Annotated in this window: 17 protein-coding genes; 9 read left to right on the top strand and 8 right to left on the bottom strand. The window is 65.1% G+C overall.

Annotated features, from left to right (window positions below):
- Positions 1–77: 77 nt before the first annotated feature.
- Together U5805_RS24385 and U5805_RS24380 are read right to left on the bottom strand one after the other, a co-directional pair.
- On the bottom strand, positions 78–644 hold the full coding sequence (locus tag U5805_RS24385; protein WP_322106077.1) for a CNP1-like family protein: 567 nt from the start codon (positions 642–644) through the stop codon (positions 78–80).
- Between the two features lie 147 nt (positions 645–791).
- Entirely contained in the window at positions 792–1478 is a 687-nt protein-coding gene (locus U5805_RS24380; protein WP_322106076.1) for an RNA pyrophosphohydrolase, read from the bottom strand.
- 332 nt (positions 1479–1810) lie between these two features.
- Here U5805_RS24380 and U5805_RS24375 point away from each other — a divergent pair, with 332 nt between their 5' ends.
- A complete protein-coding gene (locus U5805_RS24375) occupies positions 1811–3550 on the top strand; it encodes a proline--tRNA ligase (RefSeq protein WP_322106075.1) in 1740 nt (579 codons plus the stop codon).
- Positions 3551–3610: 60 nt separating this feature from the next.
- Positions 3611–4210, top strand: coding sequence for a MarC family protein (locus tag U5805_RS24370; protein WP_322106074.1), 600 nt, complete (start codon positions 3611–3613; stop codon positions 4208–4210).
- Positions 4211–4334: 124 nt separating this feature from the next.
- On the opposite strand, the gene U5805_RS24365 is transcribed toward U5805_RS24370, so the two are convergent.
- Positions 4335–4886, bottom strand: coding sequence for a hypoxanthine-guanine phosphoribosyltransferase (locus U5805_RS24365; RefSeq protein ID WP_322106073.1), 552 nt, complete (start codon positions 4884–4886; stop codon positions 4335–4337).
- 159 nt (positions 4887–5045) lie between these two features.
- On the bottom strand, positions 5046–6413 hold the full coding sequence (gene ffh, locus U5805_RS24360) for a signal recognition particle protein (protein ID WP_322106072.1): 1368 nt from the start codon (positions 6411–6413) through the stop codon (positions 5046–5048).
- 104 nt (positions 6414–6517) lie between these two features.
- Here ffh and U5805_RS24355 point away from each other — a divergent pair, with 104 nt between their 5' ends.
- The 7 genes from U5805_RS24355 (at position 6518) to U5805_RS24325 (ending at position 15124) form a co-directional block, all read left to right on the top strand.
- Positions 6518–7519, top strand: a complete 1002-nt coding sequence (locus U5805_RS24355) for an inner membrane protein YpjD (protein WP_322106071.1) — start codon at positions 6518–6520, stop codon at positions 7517–7519.
- Between the two features lie 20 nt (positions 7520–7539).
- Positions 7540–7881: a PP0621 family protein gene (locus U5805_RS24350; RefSeq protein ID WP_322106070.1), complete on the top strand. Its 342-nt coding sequence runs from the start codon at positions 7540–7542 to the stop codon at positions 7879–7881.
- A gap of 87 nt (positions 7882–7968) precedes the next feature.
- Positions 7969–8601, top strand: coding sequence for a 1,6-anhydro-N-acetylmuramyl-L-alanine amidase AmpD (ampD, locus tag U5805_RS24345; protein WP_322106069.1), 633 nt, complete (start codon positions 7969–7971; stop codon positions 8599–8601).
- A gap of 606 nt (positions 8602–9207) precedes the next feature.
- Positions 9208–12189, top strand: a complete 2982-nt coding sequence (locus U5805_RS24340) for a ribonucleoside-diphosphate reductase subunit alpha (protein WP_322106068.1) — start codon at positions 9208–9210, stop codon at positions 12187–12189.
- 663 nt (positions 12190–12852) lie between these two features.
- Entirely contained in the window at positions 12853–14076 is a 1224-nt protein-coding gene (locus tag U5805_RS24335) for a ribonucleotide-diphosphate reductase subunit beta (protein WP_322106067.1), read from the top strand.
- A 93-nt stretch (positions 14077–14169) separates the two neighbouring features.
- Positions 14170–14490, top strand: coding sequence for a hypothetical protein (locus U5805_RS24330; RefSeq protein ID WP_322106066.1), 321 nt, complete (start codon positions 14170–14172; stop codon positions 14488–14490).
- 28 nt (positions 14491–14518) lie between these two features.
- On the top strand, positions 14519–15124 hold the full coding sequence (locus U5805_RS24325; RefSeq protein ID WP_322106065.1) for a histone H1-like DNA-binding protein: 606 nt from the start codon (positions 14519–14521) through the stop codon (positions 15122–15124).
- A 329-nt stretch (positions 15125–15453) separates the two neighbouring features.
- Here U5805_RS24325 and U5805_RS24320 read toward each other — a convergent pair whose 3' ends face one another.
- From U5805_RS24320 to U5805_RS24305, 4 genes are all read right to left on the bottom strand, one after another.
- Positions 15454–15930 carry a glycine zipper 2TM domain-containing protein gene (locus U5805_RS24320; protein ID WP_322106064.1) on the bottom strand — a complete coding sequence of 159 codons (477 nt, stop codon included), beginning with the start codon at positions 15928–15930 and terminating at the stop codon, positions 15454–15456.
- Between the two features lie 71 nt (positions 15931–16001).
- Positions 16002–16943, bottom strand: a complete 942-nt coding sequence (locus tag U5805_RS24315; protein ID WP_322106063.1) for a carbohydrate kinase family protein — start codon at positions 16941–16943, stop codon at positions 16002–16004.
- A gap of 92 nt (positions 16944–17035) precedes the next feature.
- Positions 17036–17536, bottom strand: coding sequence for a thiol peroxidase (tpx, locus tag U5805_RS24310; RefSeq protein ID WP_322106062.1), 501 nt, complete (start codon positions 17534–17536; stop codon positions 17036–17038).
- Between the two features lie 101 nt (positions 17537–17637).
- Positions 17638–19290, bottom strand: a complete 1653-nt coding sequence (locus U5805_RS24305; RefSeq protein ID WP_322106061.1) for a zinc-ribbon and DUF3426 domain-containing protein — start codon at positions 19288–19290, stop codon at positions 17638–17640.
- Positions 19291–19341 lie beyond the last annotated feature (51 nt).

Genomic DNA, 19341 nt, shown 5'->3' with positions numbered 1-19341 from the left:
TAAAAAAGCCGCAGTGGCCGAAGGGCACTGCGGCTTTTTCATTGCCGCGCGAAGCGGCGAAGATCGGCGTGCAAAAATTAATGTATGAGCATCGACTGCGTGCGGCCGTAGCGCAGATTCTCGAGTATCGCCGGCGCCTTCGCCACCGGCATCTTGTTCGCGCAGAAGTAGTCGCGGTAGAGCACCGACTGGTACGCGTTGAGCGTGCCGCTTTCGATGCGCGACCAGTTGTTTGCGACGGTCTGGTCCCAGCCGTTGTGGTCGGCGTCGAGGCTCGCGTAGAGGCGCCACTCGTAGGTGTCGCAGCGAATGCCCTCGTAGTTCACGTTGCGCGCGCCCGAACTGCTCGTGATGACGATGGTGTAGCGCACGACGCCGTCGCTGCCGACCGTGAGCGAGGCGGGATCGATCGCGAACCTGAGCGGCGAATTGTTCGAGACGTCGAGCGGGAGCAGCGTCGCGCCGGCCTGCGGCAGCGGCGGAAGGCTTTCGAGCTTGTTTTCCTGCCAGACGCCTTTACGGTCCAGCAAGTAGGTGAACGCGCTGTCGTCCTTGTTGGTCGGACCCGAGCTGGAGCATCCCGCCAGCGTCAGAAACAGCACACCGCCTGCGGCGCAGGCCGCAGCAAGAGCAAATCGTTTCAAATTGGTTTTCCTCGAAGCTCCGGCGCTGGTTCACGAACGTGCAGCGCCGCGAATGCGAATCGCGAGGCCCGGCGCAAAAGTGCGCCGGGCTCGCCGGTTCGGGCGTTCATCGCGCCGGTTCCGGGCGGCTCGTCCCGGGCGCCGGTTTCAGGCGTCCTGGTCGTGCTCGTCCGGCGCAGGCAAGATGATACTCCCCGCCGAAGCGCAGTCGCTGTCCGGGCTGGCCGGTACGAACTCCGACGTCACCTCGGTCGTCACCACCGTCGCCGCGCTCATGACGGCGTCGGCATGCGCGGAGGTCACGATGCGCGGGTAACGCACCTCGTGAACCTGCACGTGTACGCGCTCCTGGCGCACCACAGGCCGGCGCAGGAAACGCGAAAGCTCGGTCAGCGCGAGTTGGTAGACGTCGCGCTTGAACTCGATGACCGCTTCGAGCGGCACCCAGTATTCGTTCCAGCGCCACGCGTCGAACTCGGGATGCTCCGTTGCCCGCAGGCAGATATCGCAATCGCGCCCGACCATGCGCAGCAGAAACCAGATTTGTTTCTGCCCTCGATAATGGCCGCGCACTTCGCGCTTGATGAACTTGTCCGGCACCTCATAACGCAGCCAGTCGCGCGTGCGACCGACGATCTTGACGTGCTCTGGATGCAGACCGGTTTCTTCGTGCAACTCCCGATACATTGCCTGCATGGGGGTCTCACCATATTTGATGCCCCCTTGCGGAAACTGCCAGGAATGTTCGCGAACCCGTTTGCCCCAAAACACCTCGTTTCGCGCGTTCAAGAGGATGATGCCGACGTTCGGGCGAAACCCCTCACGATCCAGCATACAACCACCTTCGAATCCTTTAAAATTGCTTTGATTATAAACAGATAACGGCCCTCACGCACCCGCCGGCCAGAAGTTTGGAACGAACCGCCGGGTTGCCGTTGCGTGGGGCGCCGAGCGCGCGCGACCCCGGTCTTGCCGCGCGGCGCAAACGGGGTCGAAAGTCGGCCGCAAGTCCTGCCGGAAGGGCGCCGCACCGGTGCCGCCAAGGTATAGTGTCGGACTCTGCTCGTTCGGCCCGGCGTGATCCGGCTGAGCGAACTTCGCGCGAAATCCACGGTTACACCTTCTCAGGGCGGTCCGCACCGGCCGCCGCTTTTGGAAAATTCTGAATGAAAGCCTCCCGTTTCTTTATCGGCACCCTGAAGGAAGCGCCCTCCGACGCGGAAATCGTCAGCCACAAGCTGATGGTGCGCGCGGGCATGATCCGCCGCGTCGCCGGCGGCATCTACAACTATCTGCCGATCGGCCTGCGTTCCATTCGCAAGGTCGAGCAGATCGTGCGCGAGGAAATGAACCGCGCCGGCGCGATCGAACTGCTGATGCCGGCCGTGCAGCCGGCCGAGCTGTGGCAGGAATCGGGACGCTGGGAGCAATACGGGCCGGAACTGCTGCGCTTCAAGGACCGCAAGCAAAGCGATTTCGTGATGGGACCGACGCACGAGGAAGTCGTCACCGACATCGCGCGCAACCAGATCAAGAGCTATCGCCAGTTGCCGGTGAACTTCTATCAGGTGCAAACGAAGTTCCGCGACGAAATCCGCCCCCGCTTCGGCGTGATGCGCGGCCGCGAGTTCATCATGAAGGATGCGTATTCGTTCGATAAGGACGTGGACGGCCTCAAGGTCTCGTACCAGAAGATGTACGACGCCTACACGCGCATCTTCACGCGCCTCGGCCTCGAATTCCGCGCCGTGGCGGCCGACAACGGTTCGATCGGCGGTTCGGGTTCGCACGAATTCCACGTGATCGCCGAAACGGGCGAAGACGACATCGCCTATTGCCCGACCTCCGAGTTCGCGGCCAACGTGGAAGCCGCCGACGCGCTGCCGCTTGTCGCCGAACGCGCCGCGCCCGCCCAGGCGCTCACGAAAACCTCCACGCCGGGAGCCGCCAAGTGCGAGCAGGTGGCCGAGCTGCTCGGCATCGCGCTCGAAAGCACGATCAAGTCGATCGTCCTCGCGACCGACAACCACGAAGGCGCCGAACCCACGATCTGGCTGCTGCTCCTGCGCGGCGACCACGAACTCAACGAGATCAAGGTCGGCAAGCTCGAAGGGCTCGCCGGTTTCCGTTTCGCGACCGAAAGCGAGATCGTCGAATGGTTCGGCACGCCGCCCGGCTACCTCGGCCCGCTCGGCACGAAGAAGCCGGTCAAGGTGATCGCCGACCGCACGGTCGCGAACATGAGCGATTTCGTCGTGGGCTCGAACGAAGCGGACTTCCACACCACGGGCGTGAACTGGGGCCGCGATCTGCCCGAACCGGTGGTGGCCGACATCCGCAACGTGAAGAAGGGCGATCCCTCGCCGGACGGCAAGGGCGTGCTCGACATTTGCCGCGGCATCGAAGTGGGCCACGTGTTCCAGCTCGGCACGAAATACTCCGACGCGATGAACGCCACCTATCTCGCCGAAAACGGCAAGCCCGCGCCCATGCAGATGGGTTGCTACGGCATTGGCGTCACGCGCATCCTGGGCGCGGCGATCGAGCAGAATTTCGACGACAAGGGCATCATCTGGCCGGAAGCGATCGCGCCGTTCGAGGTCGTCGTGTGCCCGATGGGCATGGACCGCAGCGAACTCGTGCGCGAGCACGCCGAACGCGTCTATAACGAACTCGTGGCGGCCGGCGTGGACGTGATCCTCGACGATCGCGGCGAGCGTCCGGGCGTGATGTTCGCCGACTGGGAACTGATCGGCGTGCCGCATCGTCTCGTGATCGGCGATCGCGGCTTGAAGGAAGGCAAGATCGAGTATCAGGGCCGCCGCGACACCGAAGCCACGCTGCTCGCGGCCGAGGAAGCCGCGCAGTCGGTCGTCGCGAAGGTGCGCGCCGCGCTTGGCCGTTGATCACGGCCCGCTCGCGCGTCGCGGTGTCATCGTCAACCCGGTTAAAGGAGCGCTGAGAGCGTGGAGTACAGTTTCCTGTCCGCTACGATCCTGTTGCTCCTGATCACCGATCCGCTCGGCAACATTCCGCTTTTCATCACCTGCCTGCGCGGCGTCGCGAAACAGCGCCGCGCGGTGGTGATCCTGCGCGAAGTTGCGATCGCGTTCGTGATCCTGCTCATCTTCATGGTGGCCGGCAACGGCTTCCTGCGCATGATGGGGCTCACGGACACGTCGCTGCGGATCGGCGGCGGCATCGTGCTGTTCCTGATCGCGCTGCGCATGATCTTTCCGCATCCGGGCGGTCCGTTCGGCGGCGGCGACAAAGGGGGCGAGCCGCTCATCGTGCCGCTCGCGATTCCCGCGCTCGCCGGGCCTTCGGCGCTCGCCACGGTCATGCTGCTCACCTCGCAGGCGCCGGGCAAGCTGTTCGAGTGGATCGGCGCGCTGGTCGTGACCATGGTGATCTGCGCGATCGTGCTGGTGATGGCCGAGCGCATCCAGCAATGGCTCGGCGAGCGCGTGGTGACGGCGTTCGAGCGCCTGATGGGTCTCGTGCTCGTGGCGATTTCGGTGGAGATGATCCTCGCGGGCATCAGCACGTTCGTGCATCATCTTTGACGGTTGCATCGACGTATCGGCACCAATAAAAAAAGCAGCCCGAGGGCTGCTTTTTTCATGGCGGCGCGAAATGCTGGCGCGGGCCAGCGCGCGCCGGCGTGGGCCCGCGTGGGCCGGTACGGCGTCAAGCGCCTTCGGTGAGCGCGCGAATGGTCGGCAGATTGCGCCAATATCCCTTCGCGTCCATGCCGCAGCCGAACACGTAGCGATCCGGCACCGAAAACCCGCAGTAGTCGGGATGCAGCGGCTTCGCCTTCGGAATGATCTTTTCGCAGAGCACGGCCGAGAGGAAACGCTTCGCGCCCATGTCCATGATGCGGTCGCGGATCGCGGCCATGGTTTCGCCTTCGTCGAGAATGTCGTCGAGCACGAGCACCACGCGATCCTTCACCGATTCGCGCGGCGCCACGCGCCATTGCATCTCGGCGCTGCCCTTGATGGCGTTGCGGTAGCGCGTGAGGTGGATGTAGTCGAACTCGAGCGGGAAGTCGAGATGCGGCAGCAGCATGCCGGTGAACACGGCGGCGCCGCCCATCACCGACAGCACGAGCGGGAAGTCCTCGCTGATGTCGGCGCGGATGGCGTCGGCCATACGGCCGATCGACGCGTTGACGTCGCCCTCCGAAACGATTTCTTCGGAGTGGCGGAAAATGTGGAGGGCTTCTTCGCGATTCATGAGTCTGGCGGGACGGTGGCTGTAGCGTTGGCGTGAAAACAGGTTTGGAAAAGAGCGGCGGCGCGCGCTACAGCATAAACCCGCGCGTTCTTCCATCGCGCGCCGCGTGTCCACGAAGCCGCCGCGCACGGTCGGCGCGCGCCGCGGCTTCGCGAAAGATCAGCGCATGCCGGGCATCATGCCCTTCATGCCGCGCATCATCTTTTGCAGATTGCCGCCCTTCAACTTCTTCATCATGGTGCGCATCTGGTCGTACTGGTTGAGCATGCGGTTCACTTCCTGAACCTGTACGCCCGCGCCCGCCGCGATGCGGCGCTTGCGCGTGGCCTTGATGAGATCGGGCTTCGCGCGCTCCTCGGGCGTCATGGAATTGATGATGCCTTCCATGCGGCGCATCTGCTTTTCGGCTTGCCCCATGTTGGCGCCGGCGGCGGCCTGCTGGAACTGCGCGGGCAGCTTGTCCATGAGCGACGAGAGGCCGCCCATGTTCTTCATCTGCGAAAGCTGCGCGCGGAAGTCGTTGAGGTCGAAGTCGCCGCCTTTCTTGACCTTGTCGGCGAGCTTTTGCGCGGCTTGCACGTCCACGCCGCGCTGCGCTTCCTCGACGAGCGCGAGAATGTCGCCCATGCCGAGAATGCGGTTCGCCATGCGGTCCGGGTGGAACACCTCGAGGCCGTCGAGCTTTTCCGCGACGCCGACGAACTTGATCGGCTTGCCCGTGATGTGGCGCACGGAAAGCGCCGCGCCGCCGCGCGAGTCGCCGTCGAGCTTGGTGAGCACGACGCCGGTGAGCGGCAGCGCGTCGTTGAACGCCTTCGCGGTGTTGACCGCGTCCTGGCCGAGCATGGCGTCGACGACGAACAGCGTTTCGGCCGGCTTGAGGAACGAATGCAGCGCGCTGATCTCGTTCATCATGGCTTCGTCGATACCGAGACGGCCGGCCGTGTCGACGAGCAGCACGTCGTGGTAATGGCGCCGCGCCCAGTCGATGGCCGCCGCCGCGATGTCGACGGGCTTCTGGTCCGGCTGCGAGGGGAAGAAGTCGGCGCCGACCTGCTCCGTCACCGTCTTCAACTGCGCGATGGCGGCGGGGCGGTAGACGTCGCACGAAACCGTGAGCACCTTCTTCTTGTACTTCTCGCGCAGGAGCTTGGCGAGCTTGCCGGTGGTCGTGGTCTTGCCCGCGCCCTGCAAGCCGGCCATGAGGATGACGGCGGGCGGCGCGACGTTCAGGTTCAGCTCGGCGGCCTTGCCTTCGTAGTCGCCGCCGATCACGGCGGTCAGCTCGCGCTGCACCACGCCGACGAGCGCCTGGCCCGGCGAGAGGCTGGCGATCACTTCCTCGCCGAGCGCCTTTTCCTTCACCTTGGCGATGAATTCGCGCACGACGGGCAGCGCCACGTCCGCTTCCAGCAGCGCGAGGCGCACTTCGCGCAGCATTTCCTGCGTGTTGGCTTCGGTCAGCCGGGCTTCGCCGCGCAGCGTCTTGACGACGCGCGCCATCCGTTGAGTGAGATTGTCGAGCATGGGGAGGCGGTGAGCAGTGCGGCCCGGCATGCACGCGCAAAAAGGACGGCGTAGCGATTCGTCGCGATCCCGCGCGGCCGGGGGGCCTATAGTAAACTTCGAACATGGATATTGTACTGTATGCCCTCACCGTGCTCCTGTACGGCGGCTTGTGCGCCGCCGACTGGCGCGCCTTGCGCCGCGCCGGCACGCAGCCGTGGTTCGGCGGCGTGCCGCCGGTGCCTGCGACCCTCGGCGTCAATGGCGGCGTGAACGGCGGCGTGAACGGCGGCGTGAACGGCGGCGCAGTGACGAGCGCCGCGCCGCGCCCCGCGCTCGACGCGCCGCGCGCGCGCAGCTTTGGCGCGCTCTCGCGCGGGCTGCTGTTCGTCGCGCTCGCGGCGCACGGCGTCTTGCTGCACATGACGATCTTCCCCGCCCACGAAATGGTGTTCGGCTTCGCGTTCGCGTTGTCGGCCATGTTCTGGCTGGGCGCGGGCATCTACTGGATCGAGAGCTTTTTCTTCGCGCTCGACGGCTTGCGCCTGCTGCTGCTGCCGCTCGCCGCGCTCGCGTCGCTGATGCCGCTCGTGTTCGGCGGCGTGCGTGTGCTGCCTTATGCCGCGGCGCCCATGTTCAAGCTGCACTTCGTCATCGCCAATATCGCCTACGGGCTGTTCGCGATCGCGGCGCTGCACGCGGTGCTGATGCTGGCGGTCGAGCGCCGCCTGCATGCGTTGAAGGGCGCCGGTTTTCAGCGCAACGCCGGCAATCCGGGCGGCGGCTGGCTGTCGAACTGGATCGAGACGCTGCCGCCGCTCCTCACGATGGAGAAGCTGCTGTTCCGTCTGATCGGCGCGGGCTTCGTGCTGCTCACGGCCACGCTCGTTTCGGGCATCGTGTTCAGCGAGCAGTTGATCGACCGGCCGCTCTCGCTCGATCACAAAACCGTATTCGCGATTCTTTCGTGGCTGATGTTCGGCGCGCTGCTCACGGCGCGCAAGATTTCCGGCTGGCGCGGGCGCGCGGCGCTGCGCTGGGTGATCGCGTCGTTCGTCGCCTTGCTGCTCGCGTACGTGGGCAGCCGTTTCGTCTTCGAGGTGCTGTTGCACCGTCCCGTGGTCTAAGGGCATTCACACGCGTTCCGATGAGACAGATCCTTCTCCTCGTGCTGCTGTTCGTGGTTGGGCAGTGGTTCCTCAAGGCGCTGCGCCGTGCGCAGCCGCAGTCGCGTTCCGGCGCCGATCCGCGTGGCGCGGGGCCGGGTGCCGCACGCCGTGCGAACGGTGAGGGTGCGAACGGCACGACCCAGGGCACGACCCCAGGCGCGAAAACCGCCTTGCCGGAGCCGATGGTGCGCTGCGCCGAATGCGGCGTTCACGCGCCGCGCAGCGAGTCGCTGAACGTGGGCGCCCGCTCGTTTTGCAGCGCCGACCACGCGCGCGCCTACGACGCGCGCAACGTCGGCCAGGATCGTCCCGCGCGATGAGCGGCGCCGGTTCTTCCGCTCGCTCCACTCGTTCCGCTTCTTTATCCCGCTTCTTTGTCCGCTTCTTTATCCGTTTCCCGCTCCGCCATGCCGCTGCATTTCGAAGTCGACGCACAAGGCTGGGTGGCCGGCGCGCGCCGGCTGCCGTCGCCGAATTTTGAAGCGCGTCCGCAAGGCGCGGCGCCCTCGCTCGTCGTGGTCCACAACATCAGCCTGCCGCCTGGCGTGTTCGGCGGCCCCGAGATCGCCGATCTCTTTCTGAACCGGCTCGACTGCGACGCGCATCCTTACTTCGACGCCAATCTGCGCGGCGTGCGCGTGTCGGCGCATTTCGTGATTCATCGCGACGGCACGCTCGAGCAGTTCGTCTCGTGCGACGAACGCGCGTGGCACGCGGGCGCGTCGAGCTTTTTCGGCCGCGAGCGCTGCAACGACTTCTCCATCGGCATCGAACTCGAAGGCAGCGACACCACGCCGTTCGAGGATGCGCAATACGCGACGCTCGCCGCGCTCGCGAAGGCGCTGGCGGCGCGCTATCCGGTCGAGGCGCTCGCGGGCCATTCGGACATTGCGCCGGGTCGCAAGACGGACCCCGGTCCGCACTTCGACTGGACGCGTTTGCAGCGCGACACGCATTGGGACGACGCGCGCTTTCCGTATCGGCATCGGCGCGAGGGAAATGGCCTCGACGGCGGCGGCGCACCAGATGTGGTGCCGTGACGCGCGCCCGGGCGCGTCAGGCGCGGCGAAAGCCCGCGCCCGCCGCATGCTTTCGCGACCCTCGGCCGCACGTGGCGCTGCATAAGAAATAAGCATTCGCCTTGCGCGCAAGCAGGGTGTCCACGCTCCCCTCGCAGACCACTTCGCCTCGCGCGCGGCGGTAACGCCCGCGCCAATTGGGCTTCGCTCTTGTCAAGATGGAACCAGCAAAAAAAGGGATTTGACCGCCCTGGAACTTCCACTATACTTTGTACCCGAAACAAGGCTTCACACCATATGTTGTGTTGTACTGCGGCGCCCCGCTCCACGAGCATGGCGCCGCAAGCATTAGCGGCATAGGAAAAAAAGAACTTGGTTCGGTGCCGCCGGCGGATAACCGGCGCACCGGCTGTATTCGAGAGTGAAGGTGCAGCCAATGATCGCGACATCCACGATGAAGACCGCAGTCGTTCGAGTTTCATCTGCCTTGTCGCATCCGGCAGCCTCGCCAGGCTGGCTTTTCCTCTTCGTTCGATCGCGCGTGCACACGGGGGCACGAGGTCGACGTCCGTACTAATTTCGCGAAATCTTCTTCGCACCTTTTCCAGGACCACAGGAGCTTTGCACATGCAAACGACCGATAACGTCTCGACCCGGTATGAAGGCGCGCCCGCCGCGCACAACCTGGGCGGCCAGCCGCAGGACGGCCAGTCGGGCGCGCAGCAGTTCGCCGACCACAAGGTGATTCGCCGCAACGGTAGCGTGGTGTCGTTCGAGCCGTCGAAGATCGCGATCGCGATGACGAAGGCGTTCCTCGCCGTGAACGGCGGCCAGGGCGCGGGTTCGGCGCGTGTGCGCGAACTCGTCGAGCAGCTCACGCAGAACGTCGTGCGCGCGCTGGTGCGCAGCCGTCCGAACGGCGGCACGTTCCATATCGAGGACATTCAGGATCAGGTCGAACTCGCGCTCATGCGCGGCGGCGAGCACAACGTCGCGCGCGCCTACGTGCTGTATCGCGAGAAGCGCAGCCAGGAGCGCACGCATGCGCCGGAAGCGGCGGCGGCGCCCGGCATCAACGTGACGGACAACGGCGTCACGCGCCCGCTCGACATGCAGGCGCTGCACGCGCTGATCGTCTCGGCAACGGAAGGTCTCGGCGACGCGGTCAACGCCGACCCGATCGTCGCGGAAACGGTGAAGAACCTGTACGACGGCGTGCCGATGTCGCAGGTCTACGACTCGGCCATTCTCGCCGCGCGCACGATGATCGAAAAAGACCCGGCATACAGCCAGGTCACGTCGCGCATCCTGCTGCACACGATCCGTCGCGAAATTCTGGAAGAGGAAGTCACGCAAGCCGAAATGGCCCTGCGTTACGCCGACTATTTCCCGCAGTTCATCAAGCGCGGCGTGGAAGCCGGCCTGCTCGACGACAAGCTCCAGCAGTTCGACCTCAAGCGTCTCGGCAACGCGCTCGACGCGAACCGCGACCTGCAATTCGGCTACCTCGGCCTGCAAACGCTGTACGACCGCTACTTCCTGCACGTCGGCGGCACGCGTATCGAAATGCCGCAGGCGTTCTTCATGCGCGTCGCGATGGGCCTCTCGCTCAACGAGATCGACCGTGAAGCGCGCGCGATCGAGTTCTACAACGTGCTCTCGTCGTTCGATTTCATGTCGTCCACGCCCACGCTGTTCAACTCGGGCACGCACCGCTCGCAGCTCTCGTCGTGCTACCTCACGACCGTTGCCGACGACCTCGACGGCATCTACGAAGCGCTCAAGGACAACGCGCTGCTCTCGAAATTCGCGGGCGGCCTTGGCAACGACTGGACGCGCGTGCGCGCGCTCGGCTCGCACATCAAGGGCACCAACGGCAAGTCGCAAGGCGTGGTGCCGTTCCTGAAGGTGGTGAACGACACGGCCGTGGCCGTCAACCAGGGCGGCAAGCGCAAGGGCGCGGTGTGCGCGTACCTGGAATCGTGGCACCTCGACATCGAGGAATTCCTCGAGCTGCGCAAGAACACGGGCGACGACCGCCGCCGTACGCACGACATGAACACGGCGAACTGGATTCCCGACCTGTTCATGAAGCGCGTGATGGAAGGCGGCGACTGGACGCTGTTCTCGCCCTCGACCTGCCCGGACCTGCACGACCTGTTCGGCGCCGATTTCGAAAAGGCTTACACGGCTTACGAAGACAAGGCCGCGCGCGGCGAGATCAAGCTGTTCAAGAAGATTCCGGCCGCGCAACTGTGGCGCAAGATGCTCGGCATGCTGTTCGAAACGGGCCATCCGTGGATCACGTTCAAGGACCCGTGCAATATCCGTTCGCCGCAGCAGCACGTGGGCGTCGTCCACTCGTCGAACCTGTGCACGGAAATCACGCTGAACACGAGCGACACGGAAATCGCCGTGTGCAACCTCGGCTCGGTGAACCTCGTCGCGCACATGGTCGAACAGGCCGACGGCACGTTCGCGCTCGACCACGACAAGCTCAAGCGCACCATCAGCGTGGCGATGCGCATGCTCGACAACGTCATCGACATCAACTACTACGCGGTGTCGAAGGCGCGCAACTCGAACCTGAAGCACCGCCCGGTGGGCATGGGCATCATGGGCTTCCAGGACTGCCTGCACGTGCTGCGCACGCCGTTTGCTTCGCAAGAGGCCGTGGAGTTCGCCGACCGCTCGATGGAAGCCGTCTGCTATTACGCGTACTGGGCGTCGACGGAGCTGGCAGCCGAGCGCGGCCGCTACTCGACCTATCGCGGCTCGCTGTGGGATCGCGGCATCCTCCCGCAGGACACGCTCAAGCTGCTCGCCGAAGCGCGCGGCGGCTACGTGGAAGTGGATTCGAGCGAGACGATGGACTGGACCTCGCTGCGCGGGCGCATCGCCCAGCACGGCATGCGCAACTCGAACTGCATCGCGATCGCGCCCACCGCGACGATCTCGAACATCATCGGCGTGTCGCCGTGTATCGAGCCGACGTTCCAGAACCTCTACGTGAAGTCGAACCTCTCGGGCGAATTCACGGTGGTGAACGACTACCTCGTGCGTGACCTGAAGGCGCGCGGCCTGTGGGACGAAGTCATGGTCGCCGACCTCAAGTACTTCGACGGCATGCTCTCGCGCATCGACCGCGTGCCGGCCGATCTGCGCGCGGTGTACGCCACGGCGTTCGAAGTCGATCCGACGTGGCTCGTCGAAGCGGCGTCGCGCCGTCAGAAGTGGATCGACCAGGCGCAGTCGCTCAACATCTTCATGGCGGGCGCATCGGGCAAGAAGCTCGACGAGATCTACAAGCTCGCATGGGTTCGCGGCCTGAAGACGACGTACTACCTGCGCACGATGGCGGCCACGCACGTCGAGAAGTCGACGGTGGCGCACGGCGCGCTCAACGCGGTGCCGACGGGCGGCGCGGGCGGCGCCGGCGGTGCGGGCTTCGGCGCCAATGGTGCGAGCGGCGCGGGCGCTTCGAACGGCGCGGGCCCGGCCACGCTGGCATCGGCGCCGGTGGCGCAAGCCGCGCCCGAAGCAGACGGTCCCGTGTGCATGATGCGTCCGGGCGATGCGGGCTTCGAAGAATGCGAGGCTTGCCAGTAACGCCGACGCGGCGCGCGCGGCGCAATACCGCGCGCGTCGGCCGAAGCATCGCGGCACACTGGTAAACAGTCGCCGCGAGTCGTAACCAGCATTGAACCCAAGGCGGCGCGCGCGACGCGCGCCGCTTCACTCCCGGCGACGTGCGCCATGCACGCTTCGACTCGCAAGCGAGTCGTTTCGCAAGGACTTCGGGATTCCCTGGAGTGCCGCGCGAGATGCTCGGAGTACACGCTGCGCACATCGCCGGTTTGTTGATCGGCATGGCAGGCGCGCGGCGAAGAGAGACACGAGACGGCGAGCAGCACGCGAAACACGGCGAGTCCCGCAGCAAGGACCGCCTTCGCGAGAATTTCGCGAGCATTTCGCGAGAAGCGCGAGACGAATGCGCTGGAGTGAAAAGAGCGCTGCGAATGCAGCCATTCGCAAACGCTCGCGATTCATGTGAAGACCTTCGATTGCATCGTCGATACGACGCTCGCGCGACGCATCGGCAACCACGGCGCAACGTGATGGCGAGTCGTTCGCGAGTTCGTCGTCGCATAGCGATCACAAAGTGTTGTATCGAGGTCGCAACGCGAATCGAAAACAGGCTTTTTCGTGTGCGAACCCTTTTACCGCTCACGAAAAGATGGTACAAACCGATCTAAATTGATGGTGACATTTATGCTCAACTGGGATGACGAGATCACGGCCGTAACTCCGTCGAGCGGTGCGCAGCAAAACGCAATGCGCAACCCCGCGGGTGAGGCTGTCCAGGCTGCCGAAGTGCAGTTTGGTCTGCGTTCCGCTCCTCAGGCTTCATCGGCGACCAACATCTTCTCCGCCGACTTCGCCGTTGCACCGCCGCCGCAAGCGCCGGTTTCGAGCGAAGCCCGCGTGAATGTCGCCGACAAGCGCATCATCAACGGCCAGACCGACGTGAACCAGTTGGTGCCGTTCAAGTACAAGTGGGCCTGGGAGAAGTACCTCGCGGGTTGCGCGAACCACTGGATGCCGCAGGAAATCAACATGTCCCGCGACATCGCGCTCTGGAAAGACCCGAACGGTCTGACCGAGGACGAGCGTCGCATCGTCAAGCGCAACCTCGGCTTCTTCGTGACGGCCGACTCGCTCGCGGCGAACAACATCGTGCTCGGCACCTATCGCCACATTACGGCGCCCGAATGCCGCCAGTTCCTGCTGCGCCAGGCGTTCGAAGAGGCGATCCACACGCACGCTTACCAGTACATCGTCGAATCGCTGGGTCTCGACGAAGGCGAGATCTTCAACGCGTACCACGAGGTCAAGTCGATCCGCGACAAGGACGAGTTCCTGATCCCGTTCATCCAGACGCTGACCGATCCCTCGTTCACGACCGGCACGCTCGAAACCGACCAGACGCTGCTCAAGTCGCTCATCGTGTTCGCCTGCATCATGGAAGGCCTGTTCTTCTATGTGGGCTTCACGCAAATTCTGGCGCTCGGCCGACAGAACAAGATGACCGGCGCGGCGGAGCAATACCAGTACATCCTGCGCGACGAGTCGATGCACTGCAATTTCGGCATCGACCTCATCAACCAGATCAAGCTCGAGAACCCGCATCTGTGGACGCCCGAGTTCCGCGCGGAAATCCGCGAGCTGTTCAAGCACGCGGTCGACCTCGAGTACCGTTACGCCGAAGACACCATGCCGCGCGGCGTGCTGGGTCTGAACGCGTCGATGTTCAAGAGCTATCTGCGCTTCATCTGCAACCGCCGTTGCCAGCAGATCGGTCTCGATCCGCTGTTCCCGAACGAAGAAAACCCGTTCCCGTGGATGAGCGAGATGATCGACTTGAAGAAGGAGCGCAACTTCTTCGAGACGCGCGTGATCGAATATCAGACGGGCGGTGCGCTGTCCTGGGAATAACCCGGGCGCACTGCGGAGCAAGTCTTTAGGGGATGCCGGAGGCGGCGCGCGTGCTGCCTCGACCGGCATGATGACCAGGAGCAGGAACGCCTGATGCAAGGAGTGCCCGGAGCCCCGGTGGCTTACCGACATGACCGGCACTTTGCGAACCCTTCAGTGGGATGGGCAAACTTCCCCCCGGAAAAGCGCGCGGGCCATGTGGCCTGTGCCTTCAACGAACGTTGGCCGGTGTCGGTAGCCGATACCGGATTGACTTTGGCGGCGCTGTGCTTCGTGGCACGGCGCCGCCTTACCGCATTCATTAGCGTAAGCGCGCGGGATCAGCGTACGCCGATGAATAGCCCGCTTCGCAGCGTGCGCCCTGAGAAGCGTTCGCGGGAAGCGGGTTTTGACGAAGGGTGTAGTTTGAACTGACTCTCATCTGAACCTGAAGGAGTAAAAAATGGCAACTGCCAAGAAGAAACCGGCGGCCAAGAAGGTCGCAGCGAAGAAGGTTGCAGTGAAGAAGGCCGCTCCGGCGAAGAAGGCTGCCGCGAAGAAGGTTGCGGTCAAGAAGGTTGCAGCGAAGAAAGTCGCCGTGAAGAAGGTTGCTGCGAAGAAGGCAGCGCCGGCGAAGAAGGCCGCAGCGAAGAAGGTTGCCGCCAAGAAGGTCGCGGCGAAGAAGGTTGCTGCCAAGAAGGCACCGGCGAAGAAGGTTGCTGCGAAGAAGGCAGCGCCGGCGAAGAAGGCCGCGGCGAAGAAGGTTGCCGCCAAGAAGGCGCCTGCGAAGAAGGCTGCTGCCAAGAAGGCCGCACCTGCGAAGAAGGCCGCGGCGAAGAAGGTTGCCGCCAAGAAGGCGCCTGCGAAGAAGGCTGCTGCCAAGAAGGCCGCGCCTGCGAAGAAGGCCGCCGCCAAGAAGGCTGCCAAGAAGGCGCCTGCGAAGAAGGCTGCCCCTGCCGCGCCCGCTGCACCGGCTGCCGCTGCGCAACCGGCTGCTCCCGCAGCAACGGTGAAGACTGCCCTGAATCCGGCCGCAGCATGGCCGTTCCCGACCGGCAGCCGTCCGTAAGCCGTACCGGGCGAAGCGCGCTCGCAACGGTTTCCGCGTGCTTCGCCAGACAGACTGATCGAGCCGGGCGACGCCGTTTGTCCGACTCGATCCTGATCCCGTCGCCGGATGATCCGCGACGGGATTTTTTTCGTCCCGGCTTGGGGTGTCCGGGCGGAATGATGTCGATGGGCTTACGATTCGTCAGGTGTCCAGACGAATCTTCAGACAACGCGCGAGCAAGATTCGCGAGCAAGAAAAAAGGCGCATGCACAGGGGAGCGCATGCGCCTGAGGTCCCGCATCCGGCGCAAGGCGCCTTGCGGTACAGGGGAAAACGTTGCTACATAATTAGTGCGTCACGCGGGTGACGCCCGCGCTAGACAGGAGCCGCACGCGTTCGCCGGCGTTGAAGACTTCGCCCGTGGCCGATTGCGTGATGGCGCGATAGTCGCCGTTGTCGAGGCGCACCGTGATTTCCAGGCCGTCGTGCACGGCCACGCCGTTCTCGACCGCGTTGCCCGCCACCGCGCCCGCGATGCCGCCGATGATGCCCGTAACGATCGAGCCGCGTCCGCCGCCGATCGCGCTGCCGGCCACCGCGCCGAGCGCGCCGCCGCCCACGGCGCCCAGACCGCTCGGCTGACCGTTGTTCGAGCTGATCTTCACCGCGCGCACGCTTTCGACCGTGCCCATGCGCACCGTTTGTTCGCGTTGTGCCTGCGAGGCCGTGTAGACGTCGGCGGAACTGCTGTTATAGGCGCAGCCCGACAGCGCGAGCGTACCCGCGACGACGGCTGCCACAATCAGACGACTCGTTGTTTTCATACCCGTAGCTCCCAAAGGCGCCGCGCGTTCTCGCGCGTCGCGCCCGCGTTCCAGTCGGCTCCGGACTCGCGTTACTTCGCCAGTTCGTAGCCGAATGCTTCCTTGAACCGTTCGTTGATCTGCGCCCGCGTGGGCGCGTAATTCTGCGGACCTTGATGCTCGATCTTGAGTGCGCCCATGAGGCTCGCGAGACGGCCCGTGGTTGCCCAGTCCAGACCGTTTTCGATGCCGTAAAGCAAGCCGCCGCGGAATGCATCGCCGCAACCGGTCGGATCGAGCACCTGAGCGGCGTTGACCGGAGGAATCTCCTCGATCTGGCCGCCGTGGTAGATCTGCGAGCCGTGTTCGCCGCGCGTGACGATGAGCGCTTCGACATGGCTCGCGATTTCTTCGAGCGACCAACCGGTGCGATGGCTCACAAGATTCGCTTCGTAGTCGTTGACCGCTACGTAGGTCGCAAGTTCAATGGCGTGGCGTAAAGACGCACCATCGAACAGCGGCAAACCCTGACCCGGATCAAAAATAAACGGCACGCCGGCCTTCGCGAACTGCTCGACGTGCTGAACCATGCCGTCGAAACCGTCCGGCGCGACGATGCCGAGCTTGATGCCGGGCGCTTCGTCGGCGCGGTTCAAGTGCGATTGCATCATCGCGCCGGGGTGGAATGCGGTGATCTGGTTATTTTCGAGATCGGTGGTGATCATCGCCTGCGCGGACCACGTTTCGGGCAGCACGCGCACGTGCGCTTTCGAGAGGCCGAGCGAATCGAGACGATCGAGGTAAGGCTGCGCGTCGGCGGCGCCGAGCGTCGCCATGATGCGCGCGTCGCCGCCGAGCAGATGCAGCGAATAGGCGATGTTGCCGGCGCAGCCGCCGAATTCGCGGCGCATCGTCGGCACGAGGAAGCTGACGTTCAGGATGTGTACCTGATCGGGCAGGATGTGCTCCCGAAAGCGACCTTCGAAGGTCATGATGTTGTCGTAGGCGAGCGAGCCGCAGATCAGCGTAGCCAAGGCGGAATTCCTGTAGGACGTGGAAGAAGCGGGGCGGCGCGGCGGCCGGAATGCGCGAAGCCGCGGCTCGCGCGGCGCGCGCCGCCGCCGGATTACTTGAGCGCGGCGAGCGCGGCGTCGTAGTTCGGTTCGTTCTTGATTTCGCCGACGCGTTCGGCGTGGATCACGTTGTCGTTCGCGTCGAGCACGACCACGGCGCGCGCCGTGAGGCCGGTGAGCGGGCCGCTCGTCACGTCCACGCCATAGGCTTGCGCGAACTCGTGGCCGCGGAACGTGGACGCCGTGACGACGTTTTCGATGCCTTCGGTCGTGCAAAAGCGCGTGGCCGCGAACGGCAGATCGCCCGAGATCACGATGACGGCCGTGTTGTCGAGTTTGGCGGCGGCTTCGTTGAACTTGCGCGTGGAAGTGGCGCAGGTGGGCGTGTCGAGGCTCGGCACGATGTTGAGCACCTTGCGCTTGCCCGCGAAATCGGCGAGCGAAACGGGCTTGAGATCCTTGCCGACGAGCGAGAACGCAGGTGCCTTCTGGCCGACGTTCGGGAACGTGCCGGCGACTTCGATCGGGTTACCGCCCAGCGTGACTTGACTCATGATTGCTCTCCGATTGCGTGTAGTGATGAATGGCGCCCGATGCGGCCGGACGCGGAAAATGCGCGGGCGCGCGGCGAGGCGCGTCCGCCGGGAAAGACCGCTCAGGGATAGAAAATCTCGATGCGGAAATTCGATGCCACGACGTCGCCGGTGTCGAGCCGCACGATCATCGTTTGCGTGGTGTGCGCGGGCAGGCCGGCTTCCACGTGCGTGCCGGGCGTGACGTAATCCTGCGGCCACAGCACGCGGCGCACGACGATGTTGTTCTGCCGGTCCAGCAGCGACAGTTCGATCGCGGGATACGCGAGCGCGACGTTGAAGCGGTTGCGCAGCGGTACCTTCAGTTCGAGATGATGCGGCTCGTTGTCGACCTGGCGCAGATCGGACGGCTCGACCAGCAGGCCGTCGATGTCGCGCGGCGGCAGCACGCGGCAGCCCAGTTGCGCGCACGCCTTCAGATACAACGGCTGCGAGTCGGGCCAGTAGACCATCACCGTTTCACGCTGCCACCACGCGAGTTGCACGACGAGCAGTGCGAGCAGCAATAGCGACACGATCACGCCGAGAATGCGCCAGCCCGCGCGGCGTTGCGCGCGCGCGCGCGCAGGCGCTTCGCGCGTGACCGCGAACGGCGGGTTGCCTTCGTTGGATTCGAGCGCGCTGAACGCGGGCATCGGTGCGGGTTCGGGCGCGGCCTGGCGCGGGGGCTGCTGGGGTTCCGCGGCTAAAGGCGCGGCCGCTCGAACCGGCTCTTGCGCGTGGCTCGGGTTGCGCGCGAGCGTCGGCTCGGTGTCGTCGACGGACGCGCGCGACGCTTCGTTAAGCGACAGCGTGGGCTCGACCGATCCGGCGGCGCCAAGACCCGGCTCGACGCGCGTCCAGCGCGTGGCGGGCGGGAACGGCTCGGCGGCTTCTGCGGATTGAGCGGATTGAGCGGATTGAGCGGCGGCGGACGCGGCAACGGACGCCGCCGCGTGCGCGGCCGATGCCGCCTGCGGCGCGCTGGCGGCGGGCGCGGGGGCGGGCACGTCGACCGGCTCGGCCGACGCATCCGGAACGACAGGCGCCGTGGGCGCGAACGGAGCGGCAGGCGCAACCGCGCCGCGCGGCGCGGCGGGCGTCGGGTCGTCGACGATCACGCGCGCTTCCACGTTCGGCGTCACGCCCGGCGTCGCGCCCGGCGCGAGACCGGCTTGCGGCAGACGATCGGCGTTGTATTGAAGACGCGGGTCCAGATGACTCTGCGTGGGCGGCGCCCACGGATCCCATGCACGATTCGAGAAATTGGGCGCTTCGCCTGGCTGCGGCGGCGCGGCTTCGTGGATGGGCGCGGGAGTCTCGGGTTTTGCCTCGGCATGCGCCGCAGGTTGCGGCACATCCGGCAAAGGAGGCGGCAAATCCGGTGGCAAATCCGACGGCAATTCGGGTTGCAGGTCAGGCGGCAACGCCGTTCGCAACGGCGCAGGCGCTTGCGCACCGAGATCGGCATCAAGATCGGCATGAAGATCGGCATTAAGCGCGGGATGCGTCGCGCTTCGCGGATCGAGCGGCGCGGTCAGACTCGCGGCGAGTTCCGCCGAAACCGGCACGGCCGACACGAACGCGCTGCCCTCGGGCATTTCGTACAAACTGCCCGTTGCGTCGAACGCTTCCTGGCAATGTCCGCAACGCACGAGGCCGCGCCGCACGGCAAGCTGCGTGGGCTGGATGCGGAATACGGTTTCACAGAAGGGGCAGCGCGTTGCCAGAAGCATGTGGGCCGAGGATCTGAATAGACCGGAGGGTTGGCGATACCCGCCATTCTA

Source organism: Paraburkholderia sp. J41 (genome assembly GCF_905220235.1).
Classification (GTDB): domain Bacteria; phylum Pseudomonadota; class Gammaproteobacteria; order Burkholderiales; family Burkholderiaceae; genus Paraburkholderia.
The sequence above is the reverse complement of the archived record's forward strand: the minus strand, read 5'-3'. Positions and strand labels throughout refer to the sequence as shown.